The sequence below is a fragment of the Occallatibacter gabretensis genome (genome assembly GCF_001449115.1).
Lineage (GTDB): Bacteria > Acidobacteriota > Terriglobia > Terriglobales > Acidobacteriaceae > Telmatobacter > Telmatobacter gabretensis.
On record NZ_LAIJ01000009.1, the window covers coordinates 174,628 to 193,001 of the forward strand.

14 protein-coding genes are annotated in these 18,374 nt (G+C 57.1%); 3 read left to right on the forward strand and 11 right to left on the reverse strand.

All coding sequences use genetic code 11. From position 1 onward, the window contains the following. Positions 1-6: 6 nt before the first annotated feature. The 3 genes from VO84_RS07130 to VO84_RS22085 are packed head-to-tail and all read left to right on the forward strand — an operon-like array spanning position 7 to position 4,471. A complete protein-coding gene (locus VO84_RS07130; protein WP_058186855.1) occupies positions 7-1,068 on the forward strand; it encodes a hypothetical protein in 1,062 nt (353 codons plus the stop codon). Continuing rightward, the gene (locus VO84_RS07135; RefSeq protein WP_058186857.1) at positions 1,068-2,360 is read left to right on the forward strand and encodes an MFS transporter; all 1,293 of its coding nucleotides are present in this window, start codon (positions 1,068-1,070) and stop codon (positions 2,358-2,360) included. Before VO84_RS07130 ends, VO84_RS07135 begins: the two co-directional genes overlap by 1 nt. After that, the gene (locus VO84_RS22085) at positions 2,360-4,471 is read left to right on the forward strand and encodes a WecB/TagA/CpsF family glycosyltransferase (protein WP_082661803.1); all 2,112 of its coding nucleotides are present in this window, start codon (positions 2,360-2,362) and stop codon (positions 4,469-4,471) included. The genes VO84_RS07135 and VO84_RS22085 overlap by 1 nt, the downstream gene beginning before the upstream one ends. Here VO84_RS22085 and VO84_RS07145 read toward each other — a convergent pair. From VO84_RS07145 to VO84_RS07195, 11 genes are all read right to left on the reverse strand, one after another. After that, a complete protein-coding gene (locus tag VO84_RS07145) occupies positions 4,468-5,160 on the reverse strand; it encodes a hypothetical protein (RefSeq protein WP_157439778.1) in 693 nt (230 codons plus the stop codon). The genes VO84_RS22085 and VO84_RS07145 overlap by 4 nt on opposite strands. 32 nt (positions 5,161-5,192) lie before the next feature. Beyond that, a complete protein-coding gene (locus VO84_RS07150) occupies positions 5,193-6,719 on the reverse strand; it encodes a hypothetical protein (protein WP_058186860.1) in 1,527 nt (508 codons plus the stop codon). After that, on the reverse strand, positions 6,716-8,488 hold the full coding sequence (locus tag VO84_RS07155; RefSeq protein WP_197413937.1) for a sensor histidine kinase: 1,773 nt from the start codon (positions 8,486-8,488) through the stop codon (positions 6,716-6,718). The genes VO84_RS07150 and VO84_RS07155 overlap by 4 nt, the downstream gene beginning before the upstream one ends. A gap of 70 nt (positions 8,489-8,558) precedes the next feature. Further along, positions 8,559-9,293 (reverse strand): response regulator transcription factor, encoded by a 735-nt coding sequence (locus VO84_RS07160; RefSeq protein ID WP_082661805.1) that lies wholly within the window; start codon positions 9,291-9,293, stop codon positions 8,559-8,561. Positions 9,294-9,363: 70 nt separating this feature from the next. Continuing rightward, positions 9,364-10,560: a glycosyltransferase family 4 protein gene (locus tag VO84_RS23015; protein ID WP_082661806.1), complete on the reverse strand. Its 1,197-nt coding sequence runs from the start codon at positions 10,558-10,560 to the stop codon at positions 9,364-9,366. A gap of 10 nt (positions 10,561-10,570) precedes the next feature. Next, on the reverse strand, positions 10,571-11,833 hold the full coding sequence (locus VO84_RS07170) for an O-antigen ligase family protein (RefSeq protein ID WP_058186866.1): 1,263 nt from the start codon (positions 11,831-11,833) through the stop codon (positions 10,571-10,573). Then, positions 11,833-13,143 carry a GumC family protein gene (locus VO84_RS07175; protein ID WP_231737824.1) on the reverse strand — a complete coding sequence of 437 codons (1,311 nt, stop codon included), beginning with the start codon at positions 13,141-13,143 and terminating at the stop codon, positions 11,833-11,835. The genes VO84_RS07170 and VO84_RS07175 overlap by 1 nt, the downstream gene beginning before the upstream one ends. Positions 13,144-13,150: 7 nt before the next feature. Then, entirely contained in the window at positions 13,151-16,081 is a 2,931-nt protein-coding gene (locus tag VO84_RS07180) for an SLBB domain-containing protein (protein WP_157439780.1), read from the reverse strand. Then, positions 16,078-17,274, reverse strand: coding sequence for a nucleotidyltransferase family protein (locus VO84_RS07185; RefSeq protein WP_197413938.1), 1,197 nt, complete (start codon positions 17,272-17,274; stop codon positions 16,078-16,080). Before VO84_RS07185 ends, VO84_RS07180 begins: the two co-directional genes overlap by 4 nt. A gap of 71 nt (positions 17,275-17,345) precedes the next feature. Continuing rightward, the gene (locus tag VO84_RS07190) at positions 17,346-17,795 is read right to left on the reverse strand and encodes a c-type cytochrome (protein WP_231737825.1); all 450 of its coding nucleotides are present in this window, start codon (positions 17,793-17,795) and stop codon (positions 17,346-17,348) included. A gap of 13 nt (positions 17,796-17,808) precedes the next feature. Beyond that, positions 17,809-18,183 carry a cupredoxin domain-containing protein gene (locus VO84_RS07195; protein ID WP_231737826.1) on the reverse strand — a complete coding sequence of 125 codons (375 nt, stop codon included), beginning with the start codon at positions 18,181-18,183 and terminating at the stop codon, positions 17,809-17,811. Positions 18,184-18,374 lie beyond the last annotated feature (191 nt).

Sequence of the window (18,374 nt, forward strand, 5' to 3'; positions counted from 1 at the left end):
CAGCTTATGAAATCAGTAGCAGCCGATCAGGCGGTCAACCTGGCAGCCGCTTCAGACCAGCTCTCCACTCAGCAGCTGAGGGATATGTGGGAGCGCAATGAACCTATCCACTTCGGCGATCCGATTCTCGCCCTAGTGAAGATGAAGTTCCATGCGACTTATTTTCCGCTTGGCTTTCCGGTTTCCATTGCCACCAACTCGCCTGCAGTCCTCGATGCTGCTCAGCAGAGCTGGGGCCGCTTTACGCGCCAGTTTGAAACCGAACCCATTCGATTGCAGATTGGGGTTACCGAAGGCGACTCGCACAGCTGCCCCCCCATGCCCCTCTGCCGAATGCGCGATCACCTGATCACCAACATCGCCGACGGAGAAAACTTCACCGTGTGCGATCACTCGCAGGGCAGCGGCATGATTTGGGTCACGCAAGCTGCGCTTGACCATACGGACTACTTTCGCTACTTCTTTCTCGAATCTTGTGCCCTGTCCGCTGTTTCAGCCCGCTATGCCCCTGGTATCCATGCCGGCTGCGTCGCTCTCGACGATCAGGCTGTTCTTCTCTGTGGCGATTCCGGCGCAGGCAAGTCCACGCTCTCCTATGCTTGTGCTCGCGCCGGCTGGACCTACACCTCAGACGACGGCTGCTTTCTCATTCACGGCCGCACAGATCGACTGGTCGTCGGCAACTGTCACCAGTTCCGCTTCCGGCCTACCGCCGAGTCTCTCTTTCCTGAGCTTCACGGCCTACCCACTATGCAGCGCGCCGGAGTAGGCAAGCCTTCCATCGAGTTTCCTACCGCACCGTTCGAGTCGATCCACACATCAAGTACCGCCCAGATAAAACACATCGTTTTTCTCAAGCGCAACGTTCCCACGCAGGTCCTGACAGAATTTCCTCTTCCCGTGGCGCGCCTCTATATGCAGCAAGTGGTGGATACAATGCCCTACAACTCAGCTATCAAAATGCAGTCCATCGATCATCTTCTCGCAGCAGGCGTGTATGAGCTTCAGTACAACGACCTTGACTGGGCTATTCATCGTCTCGCCCGGCTGGTACGCGAGGGCTGCTGATGCCCTCTGCGCTGTCCATCGCGCGTTTGCGCGCTGCAGTCGGCGGTTTCAGTCGCGGCTACTGGACCTTTTACGCCGCGGCATTTTGCATGGACATTGGTTTCGGCCTCTTCTTCTTTCTCTTCAATCTCTACCTTACGGATCTGCATTTTGATGAAAGCGTCATCGGGCGCGCCATGGCGTGCCTCACGCTCGGCAACGTAGCTGCGACCATTCCCGCCACCATCCTTGTGCGCCGCTACGGATTGCGCCCTCTTCTGCTGATTACATTCACAGTTTTGCCGCTTCTCTGCGTCATGCGAACTACTATTCTCTGGCTGCCGGCGCAATATGGTCTTGCATTTCTCACTGGCGCTGCCCTCTGCGGCTGGCCCATCTGCTTCTCCCCTGCCATTGCCGCTCTTACCACGACAAAGAACCGCGCCACCGGATTCAGCATCGCCTTTGCTACCGGGATCGGCCTCGGCTCACTCGCCGGCATTGCCGGAGGATTTCTGCCGCGGTTCTTTCAGAGCGCTCTACCGCACGCCACACTCATTGATGGCATTCGCATTGTGCTCCAGATGGCCTGCGTGCTTACTTTTCTTGGCGTGCTGCCGCTCCTGCGTCTTTCCTTTCCACGCAATCCGGAGCCACGCGAGCCGGCATCACCGAAAAAACGCATACGAATCTTTCATCCGTTCCTCCTTCGCTTCCTGCCTCCGTTTGTGCTGTGGAATGTGGTGACGGGCTCTTTTCCCATCTTCGGCGCAATTTATCTGCAAAAATCCATCGGAATTCCGCTCACCAGTCTCGGCGCTGTTTTCTCCGGCTCGCAACTGCTACAGTTCTGTGCCGTGCTCCTTGCGCCCTTCCTCTTCCGGCGCATCGGTCTTACTCGGGCAATCGCGGCAGCGCAAGTCACTACCGCAATTTTTCTGATTCTCATTGCCATTACGCGCTTTGCGCCTTTTGCAGTGAGCTTCTACCTGCTTTACTTCGCCGCGCAGTTCATGTGCAGTCCAGGAATCTACAGCCTGCTCATGGATTCGGTACCGGAGGAAGAACGCAGCACCGCCTCCGCCACGCAAAATCTGAGCGGGGCTCTCTGCCAGGCGGCTACGCAGGCCGTTACCGGCATCTCAATCGTCGCCTTCGGCTATAGACCTGTCCTCTTTGCCAATGCAGGAGCAGCGCTTATCGCCGCGCTGCTTTTTCTCGGCTTGAAAATACAAAACAGCACAGCTGCCGAAGGCCCCGGATACGAAACCTTCCCTTCGCAGCCTGATCTGAACATCGAAAAGGCCCTCTAGTGAGATCGCACCTCTCCAACGCGGCTTTCGGAGTTCTCGATTACCTGGCGTGGCCCGCTGGCATGATTCTCGCTGCCCCGCTTATCCTGCGTACTCTTGGCACAGAGCGCTATGGAGTGTGGGCTATGGCCACCGCTGCGCTGAACATCGGCGCTATTCTCGCCTCAGGCTTCGGCGATTCCAATATTCGCTCAGTAGCTTCCGCTCTTGAAAAACGCACGCTGCTGATCGGCGCTGTGCGCAGCACGCTGGGAATCCACATCGCTCTGGGCCTGGCCGTAGCCGTTATCGGCTGGCTTGCTGCTCCAGCCCTCACGCGCCATGCCGTGCTGTCGCACACAGAACTTGCGGATGACTGCCTCTGGTCACTTCGCATCGCGGCCATTCTCATGTTCGTTCGCGCCATCGAGACAGTCTGCGTCAGCACTCAGCGTGCTTTTTCACGCTACGGAGCAGCCATTCAGGTTAGTGTTGTTGCACGCCTTCTCTCACTCGCCGCAGCAGCACTCGTTCCTCTGTTCAGCAAAACAGTTTCAGCGGTATTGCTGGCAACACTCGCCATTACAATGCTCGCGCTCTTCATTCAATTCCATCAATTGTGCCGCCTGCTCGGCGTCTCCACGATCATGCCCTCATTGGAGCGTACTGCCACATCTTCGCTGCTTCGCTTCGGCGTCTTCACATGGCTCCAATCCGTCGCAGGACTGCTGTTCGGCCAGGCAGACCGCCTACTTGCGGGAGTTCTCTTCGGCGCGGCCGCAGCCACGTCCTATACCTTCTGCACGCAGCTTGCGCAGCCGGTTTACGGAGTTGCCGCAGCGGGTCTGCATTTCCTCTTTCCCCATATCGCCTCACGTGCACATCGCGGCATGGGGCGCGAGCTACAGCGCTCCATTCTCGCCGCCTTCAGCGCCAGTCTCCTCTTCGTCTCATTCGCCCTTGTAGCGCTGCTTCTCTTCGGCAAGGAAATTCTGCGTATCTGGGCGGGCCCTGCTATCGCTGCCTCGGCTGGTCCGCTTCTGCCCGTCATCGCATGGAGCACTGCGCTCTCCGCTCTCGCCGTTACCGGCAGTTATGGGCTGCTCGCGCTGAACAAACCGCGCTTCGTAACCATGTTCACCATTCTCGGCGGACTTGCCATGCTTGCCGCAATCCCCATCCTCATTCCGCGCGAGGGCCTAGCCGGAATCGCGAACGCACGGCTCTTTTTCGGCCCTATCACCTTGCTCGTCTATCTGCCGCTCTTTCTCCATTTAAAGAACCGCACGCGCCAGGATGCCTCCATCTCCATTCCCTCAGCCCAGCAGCGCCCTTGCGCAAACATCCTCGGAGTATCGGTAGATGCCTTCGATATGCAACGAGCTCTTTCGCTCATCGCGGAGCGACTCGAAAACGGACCCAAAGGTTACGTCTGCGCAGTCGGAGTGAGCGGAATCCTGCACGCTCTCGAAGACCGCGAGGTTGCGGATGTCTTCAGGCATGCAGCTTTCGCGCTTCCTGACGGAGCACCAACTGTCTGGGTAGGCCGCCTGCAGGGCTGCCGCGAGATGGATCATGTCACCGGCCCAGCCACGATGCACGCGATCTTCAGCCGCGCTGAGTTCGCCAGCTATTCCCACTTCTTTTATGGCGGAAAGCCCGGCGTAGCCGTGGATCTTGCAGATACACTGCGCCATCAGTTTCCGTGGACAAAGGTCTCAGGCACAATGACGCCGCCCTTTCGTGACCTGACACCCGCGGAAGAAGAATCTCTGATCACTGAAATCAACGCCAGCGGGACAGACATCCTCTGGATCGGCATCAGCACGCCCAGGCAGGACCTTCTTATGCGGCGCATCCTTCCTCGTCTCAATGTCCGAATGGCCTTCGGCGTAGGCGCCGCGTTTGACTTTCTGACTGGCCGTGTTCGCCTTTGCCCGGAGTGGATGAAACGCGCCGGCTTGCACTGGCTGCACCGGCTGGCGCAGGACCCTATGCGTCTCTGGCGGCGCAACATGCACAACACAGCATTTCTATGGCACATTGCCCTGCAGCTGTCAGGCCTGCGCTCTTACCCTCCTGCGGTGGCGCACGACGCTGCGGAAGATGCCGTATCTGAATACAAGCCCTAATAGACCTGTCCAGCCTCGCGGTCATAAGGCTTTCCGAATTTATTCAGGTGCTCACCTTCGGCTTGCGGCAAGTTCAATGCATCTACCGCTATCTCTGCCATTCCTGTGTGAACTCGCACTCGCCGTGTCAGCCGATCAAGAGCCTCCTGTGGCGCTCCCTCGATCCACACATGCAGCTCATACTCGCCCGGCGGCACAGCGTGAATACCAAACCGGCCTGAAGTATTGGCAATTGCATGCAACGGAGTGGAGAGAGAAAGCACCACGGCGCTCATCTGGGGATGAATATTGCAGAAGATATAGGACACGCCTTCGCGCGAAAACACCACATCCCGCGTACTACCCGCCTCATATAGCCCAAGATCAAATCGTTTTCCATTGAACAGCGAAAAAACATTGTGAAAGAACGGGTCATGGTTCGGGAAACTCACCGTGCTCCCCACTGGAATTATCAGTAAATGCGGGGAAAACATCTTTTTCTTCTGCGCCAGCGTATATCTTCCGGGCAATGGAACAGGCACATCTTCCGCATGATCCATTGGCTTGAGCCACACCACAAGACTGGACAGATTCAGAGCGCTCTTTCCCTCAGACTGATCCACATGACCGGTCACATCCATCGGCACCGTCGTACTCTCCTGTGCGCAGGCAGGCACCGCGCCGGAAATGGCGAACAGAACCGCAGCCACCCACCCTTTCGCAGCATTTCTGCAGAAGCCCATCAAAATCTGTACCCCGCGCCAAGGCCGATCACGTCAGTCGACTGTGTCGGCGCTGTCACATATGAAGACATGATGTGCCGGTACTCCAATGAAAATACAAGATACGCGCTCGGGCTATAGATTACGTTGGCAGTCGCTGTACGGTTGCGCGCAAGATTTGAAAAACTTATCGGAGTGCTTACGGCATACGGCAGCAGCTGATGACCCGGAACATTATCTATGCCAAAGGCTTCATTGAATTCCAGCCTGTCCGCTATTTTCTGCTTCCACTGGAGCCATCCGCCGCCATCATCCAGTGCGCGGTAATACATTTCGTTTCCCTCGCTCTTCCACACGTAGTCCTTGTATGCACCGCCACCCAGTCCGCCTAAAGCTGAGCCATAATACGCGTTTCCTGAAAGCTGCATAAACCGCGTCATCGGGAGACGGAAATCGGCTGCGCCCGCCCATGAATCAAATCCGAATCCAAGGGCCTGCACGTGGTGCGGAGCAAAAAATCCGCTCACGCCAATCCGTGCGCCATCTTCCTGCTGCGTGCTGCTATAGGAAAGCCTAGTCTCGACACCAGGCCAGCGCGAGCTCTCCGCGGAAGAGGACGGCGAATAAATGCCGCTCAATGCGAGGTTACTCCACGGCGCATCCGCTGTATCGATCAGTGCGCTCTGAATCCGAAGCGTGCCTTGCTGCGTTCGCAGCAGATCGAACGACCCGCCAACCTGCGGGTTCCACGCCCACAGATTTCCCGACCAGGCCAGCGCCGGCTGCGCCACTGCTGTGAGCGACGCAGGCGAATCCGGGCTCAAAATCGACCTGTCCAACGCAAAATAAGCTTGTGCATGATCCCAATCCAGCTCTGCATGCGCGGTGCGCAAACGCACCAGCCCGAGCGAGTATGTAGAGATATTTGCTGTCTCCGAAGCATCTGCACTGAAATCCACTCGCACATCGCCATGAGTGCGGGCGCCAAAGAGCCGGGGTCCCTCCCCATCCAATCCCAGAACCGTCTGCTTGACCGAAATGCTCGTAGACCCACTGCCACCGTATGCTACCGCTGGCGTCTGCGATGAATCGGTTCCACGAGTGTTCACCACGCCTGTCATTAGAATCATTCCGCTCACCTTGAGCGGGTATTTTGATGCACTCTCCACTTTCATTTGTCCGAACGTGGCAATCTGCGATTCGTCAACAGCCTGAGTCTCACGCAAGTTCGCGACCGCTTCTGCAAGCTCCCTTGCCGCATTCGGAGTTTCAGATACTTGCGGAATACTGGCCGCCGAGGAGCCGCGCAAAGCGGCAAGTTGCTGCTTGATCTCCGCCAGTTCGCGCTGCGACTCCTGCATCTGCGATTCGACCCGCTCCATTGCGCTCGTCAATGCGCGAATACGCTCCTGCTCTGTTGCATCCGTCGCTGCCTGGGCCTGTGCAAAGACCGCCGGACAAGCCGTCAGGCAAGTTACACAAATTGCAAGAAGGAGTATCCATCGATTTTCTCGCTCTTCGCACGCGACAGAATTCTTGTTATTCATCTCTCCCCCACTTCGGAACGGCTGCGCACCGGAGATTCAGCGCTGCGGCTTGTGCGCGCAATGCTAAAACGAAAAACCGTTTCGCCTGGATGACTGTCTACAAGCGCAACTCCTCCCCCGTGGTCAGCGGCAATGCTCTGCGTCAGGGTAAGGCCAAGGCCAGACCCCTTATGCTTCCCTTCGCTGACGAACGGGTCAAAGAGCGTGGACTGAATATTCGGTGGAACGCCTTCTCCGTTGTCGATCACGTCTACGGCCACCTCGGTGTCGCGCCCCGTGACGGCGACCAGCACTGTTGCTTTCACGCCTTCCCGCCTTGGCGCCTGGCATGCATTGAGAATCAGGTTATAGATTGCGCGCTCCACCTGCTTTCTCTCCACCATGGCCTCCGTCTCCGCCGCCTCGCCCACGCGCAGGGTCATCTTGACGCCGACGGCATCCGGATGCGCTCGAATCAGATTGATCGCCCGCTCAGCCAGGGCGGCCATCGACTGCTGCGTACGCGGCATTCCCCTGCCAGTGCGGCTGAACATCAGCAGGGACTCCAGCATCTCCGTCGTGCCGTCCACTGCCGCGCGAATCTCCGCAAGCACCTCGTTGCGATCCGATAGCGGCAGCTTATCTGACGCAAGAAACTCCGAATTGGCATAGATTGCTGCAAGGTAATGCCTCAGATCGTGGGAGACCGAACTCGCCATTCGTCCAATTGTCGCCAGCCGCTCTGATTCGAGCAATGCCTGATTCGTAACGTTAATCTCCCGCCGCATCCGCACAAGCGCCGCGCTCAGTTCACGCACTTCGCGCGTTCCGCGATAAGGAAGAATGTGTACGCTGTCTCCACTTGCAAAGGCGCGTACTCCAGCCGCCAGTTGCTCCAGCGGCTGGGTTACAAATCGTGACAGCGCCGACATCAGCGCGGCGCCAAGCGCAAGTGCGAGCAGCCCAGCCAGCAACACCAGACGGTCTATCTGCCGTATAGCGCGCTCCTCCTGGTCCAGCGACTTGAGTTCGATCAGCCTCAGCGGTGCTGTCGCGCGTGAGGAGAGATCCTGCGACATGGCCAGAAACCGTTCTCCGCCTACCTTGAGTTCGAAGGTCTCTGTAGGTCCGTGAACTGTACCAACTTTTGCAGCGGTAATTCCGGCTTCATCCTTCGCTCCAAGCGAGCTTGCAATATTACGCTCTCCACTCTGAAAGACCGCCTGCACATTCGTCGCGCCGCTCAAATTTGTTACCGCGTTGTGATCGATTGCGAATCCGCTTATCACATATCCAAGCAGGGTGCCGCTGCTTCGGCTTCCAAAGTACAGCGGCTGTATGGAACAACCATAGAGCCCACGTGCACTTACCAGGTAGTTTGCTTTCGGCACCGCGAGAAAGCGGCTCAACTCCGCGCGAAAGTCCGCATCTACCGGGCTTCCGGTCGCATACGCCGCCTTCACGTTTCCGTCGCGGTCCACCAGCGCAAGAAGTTCGTTTCCACTTATCTTCCAGAACTCTTCACCACCATCGACGATGGTGCGCTCATCGCTCGTCGTCATCAATGCCTTCAGGCTTGGCAAATCGGCAAGAAGAGCATTCTCACGGTCGAGTGCCGCAAGGCGCTGCGCCTGAACGCTTTGGAATGTAGCCAGAGAGTGAGCGAGATCAGCGGAAAGATTTTGCGTTATCAGGTTTTGCAGCGGTCGCCGAATCGCCAACAGGCTTACAAATATTGTCCCCATCGTAACCAGGGACATAGCCAAAATGAGCAGGACGCGAGTTCGCACGCCCGGGTCGTGCTTCCGTGCGCCAAGTATCCGACCCGCATCTGTGCGATGCTCGTGGACACTCGTCTGCTTACGGGATGAATTTATATCCCGCTCCATAGATGGTAAGAAAATGTGTTGGGTTCGCGGGATCGGATTCCAGCTTTTGGCGCAATTTGAGAATCTGATTATCCACCGTGCGTGTGGTGGGGTAGCAGTTATAACCCCACACCTCGTTCAGCAGCTCTTCCCGGCTCAGAACACGCTCGGCGTGATCCGTAAAGAACTTCAACAGGCGGAACTCATGCGAAGTAAGCGCAACCGCCGTACCTTTCCGCGTTGCGGTCATTTTCTTGAAATCGATCTCGCATTCAGCAAAACGATAAGAATCTGCAAGAGGTGTTTTTCTGCGGCGCCGAATGGCAGCTTGCACGCGCGCCATCAATTCTCGCGGGCTGAATGGCTTTGTCACGTAATCGTCAGCGCCCAACTCAAGCAGTAGAACTTTGTCGACAACTTCCGAGATAGCACTGACAATTATCACCGGCGTCTCCGGCGCGGTCGATTTGAAGCTCTGGCACAACTCCCGGCCTGATACATTTGGCAAGATCAGGTCCAGCACCACGGCAATTGGCTTCTTTGTACGGAACAGCTCCAGCGCTGTTCTCCCATCCTCTGCTTTGATCACCTCATATTGCTCGGCAGAGAACATCCGTTGCAGCACCTGCTGCATCCTGGGATCATCCTCGACAACGAGGATCGTTCCCAGGTCGTGAACTCCAGGCAAAAGCGCCGATTCGCCGGTGGAAGATTCTCTGCTGATCATAAGTCTATTTTCCCCTGAATCGTAGTTGATCCATCCAGGCACCAACGAGAAATGACAATGGCGTGACATTTCATGCCGTACGGGAACCCACCGGATTGGCCTGATTCGCGGCTGCTTCGGGTGGTCGAAGTATATCAAATCCTGGAATGCGTGAGCAGATCACATCCTGATAAAAAGATAGAAAGTGCCGGCCAACATGCGCGACGGAAAGATGCGGTAGCGCCATGCCCATAGGTTTGGGCTGTGCCAGTGCGCAGCCAATAGCATCCGCATATGCTTCAACAAGGCTTCCCTCCCAGGGCACAAACCAGCAATGCTCACCACCGACTTCGCGAAAAGCCGGAATGTCAGAGCAAACAATCCTGCAGCCTGCCAAGGTCCCTTCTGCGACAGGCAATCCAAACCCCTCCATGCTTGAAGGAGCCAGCAGCACGATGCAATTCTCATAGCACCACTGCAATTCATCATCGGACAAGCCGCTTAGCAGCATTACACGCCCATCCAGCTTGAGGGCGCGTATCTCTTCCTGTATTCTCTTTGTCTCCGGTCCCGTAATCCCAACCACAACCAGTCGCGAATCAGCGGGAATAAGTCTTCTCTCCAGCGCTCGTTCAAAGACTCGAATCGCCAGAGGCACGTTCTTATTGCATCTATGTTGGGCAACACAAAGTACAAAGCTTTCGGTTTCGATGGACACCGGCCTGTATCTGGTTCCATGCAAAGGCCGAGTTTCCACTATGTTGGGTATCACGACTGACTTTCTCACTTCTGCTGAAAACCGGCTCTCAAGCAATAGCCGCGTACTCGTTGATACACATGCAATAGCATCCACCTTCTGTAAACAGCGCGCCAGAGTCCATCGAGCCAGCACACCTCTCCATCGTCCGAAGTTCTGCGGAATGTCAAATGGATACATATCGTGCAAGCTAAGAATCGTCGGGCAATGAAAGGCATGCGACGCCATCGGCGCGGGGAAACTCAGATGTACAAGATCCGCTCCGAGCTGTGCGGCAATCAGCGGCAATTCGCGGTAGTACCAAATCAGTCGGCTCCAGTTCGCATCCGCAAGAGAGATCCAATGCGTGTGCAGCCGAGCGTCCATTTCGCCGAGCGCGCTTTGAAACATCTCCCTCTGCCATTCGCCTGCCAAAAAATGCAAATCGGTTACGGTCCGCGTAGATAATAATGCACGCACAAGGTTGACGCTGTGGCGTGACACCCCATTGAGCTGTGCAGGGGCGGACAAAGCGGCTATAACGATTTTCATTTGTTCTTCCTTAACAAGCCTGCACGGCAGGAGTTGGCAAACTGGCTGATTGAGGGTCCAGTTTTGGCCCCGCGTGCATTAACAGCGCCAGTGTTGTTATCAGCCATAGAGGCAGCAGCAGATCGAACGGTTCAGCTTCGGTAAGGCCACGCACAGTCACATACACCAAAAAGGCCATCAATGAGATCCGCTCAGGACTGCGCAACCTGCGAATCTTTCTATACAGGCTTCCGTATACGCCGATCAGGAGTGCAATACCGCAGACTCCGTACGCAAAGAACTGTTGCAGCAATTCGTTCTCAGCATGGCGTGCCTCAAATAGGTCCCCACCAAACGGCGGTGCTACCTTCCACATCGCGTCAAAACCGTTGCCAAACCATGGCTTGCTCAGACCCGCATCCAGCGTCCATGCCCAGATTGCCGTACGTCCGGTAAGCGACTCCGCTTGATTTCCCGACGCATAGCTGCCAACGTAGGCTTCGAGCACGCCCCAGAAAACCACAGTCATAACAACCGCAGTGGCAACCAGAAGCTGCTTCCGTCGCAGGCTCATGCTCTTGTCGCGCAGCAACACATAAGCCTGCGCCGCTATATATGCAATCAGGGTGGATTTACTCAAGCTGCGAAAGAGAGTAATTCCAAGAAACAGCATCGCAATCCGCCAGCGCCCATCGCTGCGGCTCGCAAGCAGAGCGCACATCAGCATTGCCAACGCGCATAGATTGCCGATCTGGTTTGTGTTGAAGTATTCCAGGTCGCCGAGGCGCAGATCGGACGCAACCGGCATCATCCACGCAACTGCTGCCAGCACGCACGTTCCGCCAATGAAGCCTCGCATTAGCGAGTGCGCTGTGCGCTCCGCTCCATAAGCTCGGACCAGCAGCAGAACAGTTCCCGCATCACAAATAAGGCCGACCCAATAGATTGCCGATGAAGCAGGCGAAGCCAACGCTCCCCATAACAAGCTGCATCCTGCGAAGGTGAGATAAAACAGCACCCACAACACCGGCCGCACTCTTACCATTCGCGCAATCGGAGTGGAGCTATTACCCATCGCAGCAAGCATTGCAGCAATCGCAAGCACCGCAGAGAGCACCAAACCCCCAGTCACACCCGGCTCCGGACCCAGATTGAGCCAACGTGCCGATACCAACGCAAAGGCAGCGCGGCACGCAAATAACGCGCCTGTGCAGATGGCGAGTCCGCACGCATCTGCGCAGACTGCGCTTGATCGCGTCATCGCAATCGGCAACGTCATTCCGCCTTGCTTCATCACGACGCCACGCCTCTTGTTCGCGGCACCCAGCGCCAGCCGCGAACCGTCTCAAAGACCTCTTGCGCAAAGGCCCTGCGCGGATCCGCAGGATCGATTGCCTGCCAGTGGTGGCTGCCAATCACAACTACTGAAGCCGCAAACACTCCTACCATCGTCAGCGCGAGAGCCAGAATTGCACGTGGAGGAAAGGATTTCTTCTCCGGAATTACAGGCGCATCAATCACGCTGACCGCCGGCACATCCTTTGCTTCCTGGATGCGCGACATCTCGTATTGCTGTGTCAGCAGGTCATATACAGTTTCCTGCACGTGCACTTCGCGATACAGATTCGCCCACGGCACCGCCAGCCGCGGCACCTGCCGCAGCGGAAGATAAGAAGACGGATCCTGTTTTTGTTCTGCCTCCTCATCTTTGCCCGTAGTGGCAAGCGGCGCGGAAGAACCTTCCATCTTGCCCAATTCGTGCTTCAGTTCACCAATCCGTGCTTCGGCGCCTCGCACACGCACATTTGCATCACCATAAATCTGCCGCAGGGACTCCAGTTCCGCCTGCGCCACAATCATTTCTCCCTGCACCTTCGCCTCTGACTCAACGGTTGCGCGCGCCTGCTCTCGCAGATCGATCGCGGAGTGCGTACTTGAAAACTCGCTCATCGCCTCTTGAGCCCGCTCCAAGTCACCCTTTACAGACTGCAACCTCTTCTCGATAAATAGCCGCTCCTGCCGCGCCGACGAGTTGTTTGTCCGCAACACCAGCGTGTTGAGCTCCTCCAGGTACGCTTGCGCCATATCGCGAGCACGTTTCGGGTCTGTATCCTTCACGCTCAGTGTCAGGACGCCACTCTTCTTGTCCTGCAAGATGTTCGTTCGGCGTGCAAGAGCCTTCGCAGCGTCCACACGGTACCGTTTGTGATACACCTTCAACAGGTCGAAGCGATCTATCATTCTGTCCGCAACCGATCTGCTCCGCAGCAGATCCATAAACAGCGCACCACTGTTATGTCCGCCCATCAGACTCGCCGCCAGCCCACCCAGCACATCGTTTCCAAGGGCTTTTCCCGCCAGGGCCGAAAAGATCGCCGAGTTCGAACCACCCATCTCCGGCGGCATCAACCTCGCCTGCGAAACATATGTCTTCGGAATCACACACACCAGCACCGCGCTCAATACAAATGCAATGCCTGCCACATACGACAGTATCCGGCGATGCTCCCATAGCAGGCGTAGATTGTAGAGCCAGTTCGGCGCTGGCCTGTAATTCGCCATCTCTTCCTCAAGGATGGCTATAGGCTGATTTTCAACGGGCATTACTCACCTACAGTCCTACCGCTACCGCGGCGGCAATCGCCAGCGAAGACACTACCTGGGCTGATCCCAACAGGTTCCGCCAGGTCACCGACGGCCCGATAATTTTCTGCGGCACTACGATCGTGTCGCCCGCATTGAGCCTCGTCGAAAGCACTCCATGACCCGAGCCGCGCCCTACAACCTCTCCATTTGCCCGGATGATAAAAATCTCTTTCTTATCCGCAATTCTCGTCGGGCCGCCGGCGAGGCGCAGATACCAACCCGCCGTGCTGCCCGGCTGAAACGTAATGGCAGAGGGGTTATAGACCTGTCCGCTCATCAGCACAAATCCCGGCCGTTTCGGAATATGCAGCACATCTCCGGTGCGAACTTCAATATCGGCAGCCGTTCCCGCCCAGCTTTCCACTGAGGAGCTTAGCTGAATTACGAGTCTTCCTGAAGCTGGCTGACTGCGCAAACGAGCTATCATCTGGTTCTGCTGCTGCTGAATCAACTGCAATGACGCCCCCTGGTTGCTGTCCGAAACCCTTGACATCTGTGCCGCCGTGGAACTGGCTTCAATCTGCCGGATCAACTCATCGCGGCTTTTATCCTCAAGCGCTGCCACCTCAGGCCGCGTCAACACCGCACCCTCCGGATACGCCGTCTCCCGAAAGCCGCCGGCACGCCGTAGCACGTCGCTCAGATGTTCTCCCTGCTGAAATCCATAGCTGCCCGGATGCGACACCTCGCCCTCGATCAGGATCGACGCACCGATGTCATTCCATCCTGTCAGTTGATGCACCGTGAGCACATCGCCCGGCCGCAATGCTGTATCTGCCTGCTTGTCCGCCTTTAAAACCGCATCGCCAATCGCAACATCCCGGCGCTCAATCGAAACGCGCGTGCCATCCACGGTCTGATAACTCGCCAGGTCGGCCTTGCCCATCAGCGCGCCACGCTTGAAGCCGCCCGCTGCGCGCACTAATTGTGCCGCCGTCATTCCGTCAAACAACGGATAGACTCCCGGCCGCTCTACTTCACCGCGAATCGACACGGTAGGGGAATCCTGTTCATAGCGCCCGAAGATGCGGATCGTATCAAATGGCTGTAACGCAATCGCCGCGTTGCCGATCAGCACATCCTGCACACTGAATTCAATTGTCTCCGGATGCAAATCCGGCGCAACCAATCGCACAATCTCACCGCGCGCCGCCGGCTCCGGCAACAGGTCCTGATAGCTGTGTAGCACATCGCTCAGTTGCATCGCGTCGCGATAGGCAATCCTTCCCGGCCTTGCCACATGCCCCATCAGATACACCGCGCGCTCGTTATACGTGAGCACCGTCGAAATTCGCACGCGATCCCCATCGTGAACTTCTGTCGTTTGCAGCCGTGCGCTGATAGCCGTTGGATCTTCCTGTGCTCCCGCCGGCACCGTCACCTCTTCACGACGCTGGTTGGCTACCACGCGGTCAATGGTGATATGCGTCAACGCCGCCGCTACCGTGAGGCCGCCCGCATCCGCAAGCACAGAGGCCAGGTCTTTTTTATCCCTCAGCTCATAAATTGCCGGACGCTTCACCGCGCCAAATACCGCAACCTGCGCTCCAACCGGCGGGACCAGCAGTGTATCTCCGCCCTCCAGCTTGTCATCGCCCGGCTTTACTCCATGCAGCATAAAATCGTAAAGATCGATTTCGCCGATCAGCGTCTCATTCCGGTAGTGCCTCACTACTCGCAGCGACCCCGATGCAGTTGGCCCTCCCGCCGCAAACAGCGCACTCAAAGGAGTGGCCAGGGAGCTCACCTCATACGCTCCCGGCCGCTGCACATCCCCGACAACAAAAACCCGGATTGAGCGCAGGCGCGAAACCGTTACAGAAATGTGCGCATTGCGATACTGCGTCCGCAAGGCATCGCTAATCATCGCCTCCGCTTTTCCCATGCTCAATCCCGCTACCTGAAGCAGACCTGCTTCTGGCAGCGCAATGCGCCCTTCGCGATCCACCATGCGCTGTACGCTCTGCGAGACGCCGCCCCACAGAGTGATGCTCAGCTCATCTCCAGGCCCCACGACATAATCGGGCCCGAGCGGAACGTCCAGCGATCCAATCGCACTGGTGCGTTCCGCATTGATTCCCAGCGGCACAGTTGTATTGCGCTTCACAAACAGATCCGATCCGAAACGCTTCAGAACCTCATGCGGCTCCGGTGTCTGCGTATACAAATCACGCAAAGACGGCAGATTGTACGGAGCCGGACGATGCAGTCCGTGCGGTTCGTCTGTCACGTTCGGTTGCCGCTGCCGGCTCGTCGCCGTGTCATTCGTCCCGCGCTGGGCCGATGTACTCGATCGTTGCGCGAGGCCGCCCGTTCCTGCTCCAAAACCACCTGCACCATAATCACCAACGCCTGGCGCACGCGCGGCCATACTCCTCTGCGTCAGGGCATCCATTCCGTCGATATTCTGCATGTCGCTGAAATCGCTGTCCGAGTCACGGCCAGAACTGAACTGCGACCGCTCCTGCGCCGCCTCTATCTCGTCCTCCGTCACATATCCGCGTGCGCGCAGAAACTGCGTCAGGTTCGCACGCAGCTCTTTGCTCGTAGAAATCTGGTCATACACCTGCTGGTCGGTGATCGAGTCCGCCTGCGTCGTTAGCCCTCTCTGCTGCGCGGCATCCGCCAACATCGATTTCACCTCGACCATCACCTCCGGGTTCTCCCGCAGCAACGTAATCAATTGTGCCGCGGGCATCGTCACCGTGCGATCAGCCGAATCGCTTTTTAGCGGATCAGAATCACTACCCGCGGCTTCGGGTGGACTCACAGCACCCGCCGGCTGATAGCCAGGCAGCGCTTGCGCGTTGCCATGCGTGGCCAAACCGTTCTGCAGAATCATTACAAGAGCTGCGACAACCATCCAGCGCATCGTGGCTGACATCAAATACTTCATAGCCCGTACCTCTCCAACGCCCTGCGCCATCGCGAAGCCTCGATGCCGAAACGCACTCCTTCTATCACATGAAACTGCAGCCGCCGGAAAAAGAAATCCGTCTCCACCACGTAACGTTGCAGCCTTTCCGCAAGCTTCTCCCGCGGCTTCGACCGCAGAATTGGAAGAGGCAGATAATGCGGAAACAAAATCTTCTGCGTGCTTCGCTCTTCGATCACGCCGCTCGGCATCTCCCGGTTCAGGAGCACGTACAGCTTGCTTCTTATCTCATCGCTCATCAGCTGTGTCCGTGTATATCGTTTCAGCCACAGCAGCACACGCGCCGGCAACGCCTCCGCGCTCCATTGCCTCGGCATCTCCATCGGCACCTTTCCAAAGAACTCCTCCGCAACCCACAGCGCCACGCCCATTGCCAGATCGCCATGCATCTCTCCGGCGGCAATCGCCTCGACCTCACGCCAGTAGCTCCAGTCGCCACATCTGGCCTGCACATGACGCCGGAACTCGAGTGCCCATGAGAGCCTAGTGAATTCGCTGCACAGGTGCTTCATCAGATGTTTTGCCTGCTGCACCAGAATGTCCGCGGCAGAGAGAACGGCAATCGGCGTCTCGTCAAACACGCGCCATGTTCTGCGCGTCAGCAAGCCCGGCTGCTCATCCCTCTCCGCCAGCAGATGCAGGTCCAGCGCCCGCTCCGTGCGCTCAGAGTACATATTCGCCATATCCGGAAGGTCGGGCTCGCCAGCCACAAGCTCGAGCGTGCTTCCGCTCACAGCATGAAGCCGATAGCCCCTCTTGCGGAAGAAATGAATCGCCCGCCTTCCGTGACGCCGCGTCACCATAAAATCCAGATCGGCCTGGCTACGGTATGCGCTGTCCAGCACGGACTCCGGAGCAAGCGTCATGCCCTTCAGCAGCGCGTAGCGCACGCCGCTGTCTTCAAGCAGTTGGGCAAGCTCGCATGCCTCCCGCCTGAACGCTGCCGTGCGGATTCGATTATTTCCGAGCCGTTGTTTCAAGTCGTCGACCAGCCATTCCGGAAGCAGTCTTCCAGCGTCACTTTCCTGGCACTGAACCAAAAAGTAGATGGCAAGCCCACTGATGTCGAGCCACCGCAAAACGCTCTTCCAGTCCGCATCGCTGAATCCGATTACATGATCAGCCGCATACTCAGGAGTCGCAAATGAAACCACAATTGCCTCCTTCAGCTCCTGTGTGCGTGCCGTCTTCTTATTGCTTCGTGGAGATTTTTTCCTGCTCATAGTCAGTGGCTGTACATCTCCGGCTCTCCGAGGCTTCCGGATTTTGGCAAATGACGAATGTACGTCACAATCGACCAGATTTCGTCATCGCTCAGAATTCCCTTCGAGCCCGGCATTCCCGAAGGCCAGATACCTTCGTCAATCACGCGCTTCAACTGCCCGTCCGTGTACTGCTGTACCTCGCTCGATGCCAGCGACGGAACCGGCGGAGCAAGCCGATCCGCAAATGGCACACCCGTGTTCTGCCCATCGAGTCCGTGACAGGCAGCACAGTAATGTGAGAATGCTTCCTTGCCGTCCGTCGCTGTCTGCAGCGTCGCGGACAGCGGATTCTTCTCCGCCTTGTTGCCGACAATGCGGTGCTTGATGGACCACATCATCTTCGACTCCGTCTTAGAGGGAGCCTTCGCCTTGCATCCGCAGAATGCTGCTGCGATCATTGCCAACAGCATGAACCGGCGCATCTTAATCCACCACATGCAGCGTGATTGACATGCTGCCATGTCCCGCTCCGCAAAACACCGAACAATGCCCCACAAAATCACCGGTCTTATCCGGGGTGAACTGCACTTCGCCTTGTCCGCCCTTGGCTGCCTTCACTTCCACGTTGAGTTCGCGAAACCGCACGCCATGCGGAACATCACTACTTTGCAGTACAAGATCGACCGGTTCGCCTTTCTTCAACGTCACGGTGCCAGGGTCAAATGAATAGCGCTTTGCTACAATCACCACGCGATGCGGATCCACAGACGCTCCCGACGCATGCAACCCAAATCCTTTGACAATCACCAGACCGCTCAATACGGTTATCAGTGCAAGAGTTCGTTTCAGATGCATCATGACTCCTCGATTATGCTCATGTTGAGCTTTGTTCCAGTCTCAAGATACTTCTCGCCGTACTGCTCGGTGTCATGAGGCTGTCAGGAGATTGTCAGCGATTTGTCGAAGTGGCTTGAAAAGCGCGCTCATTCCAAGGCCCGGGCCCAAATGACAATCCACTGACATTCGCCAGACTCTGCCCTGACACTCCA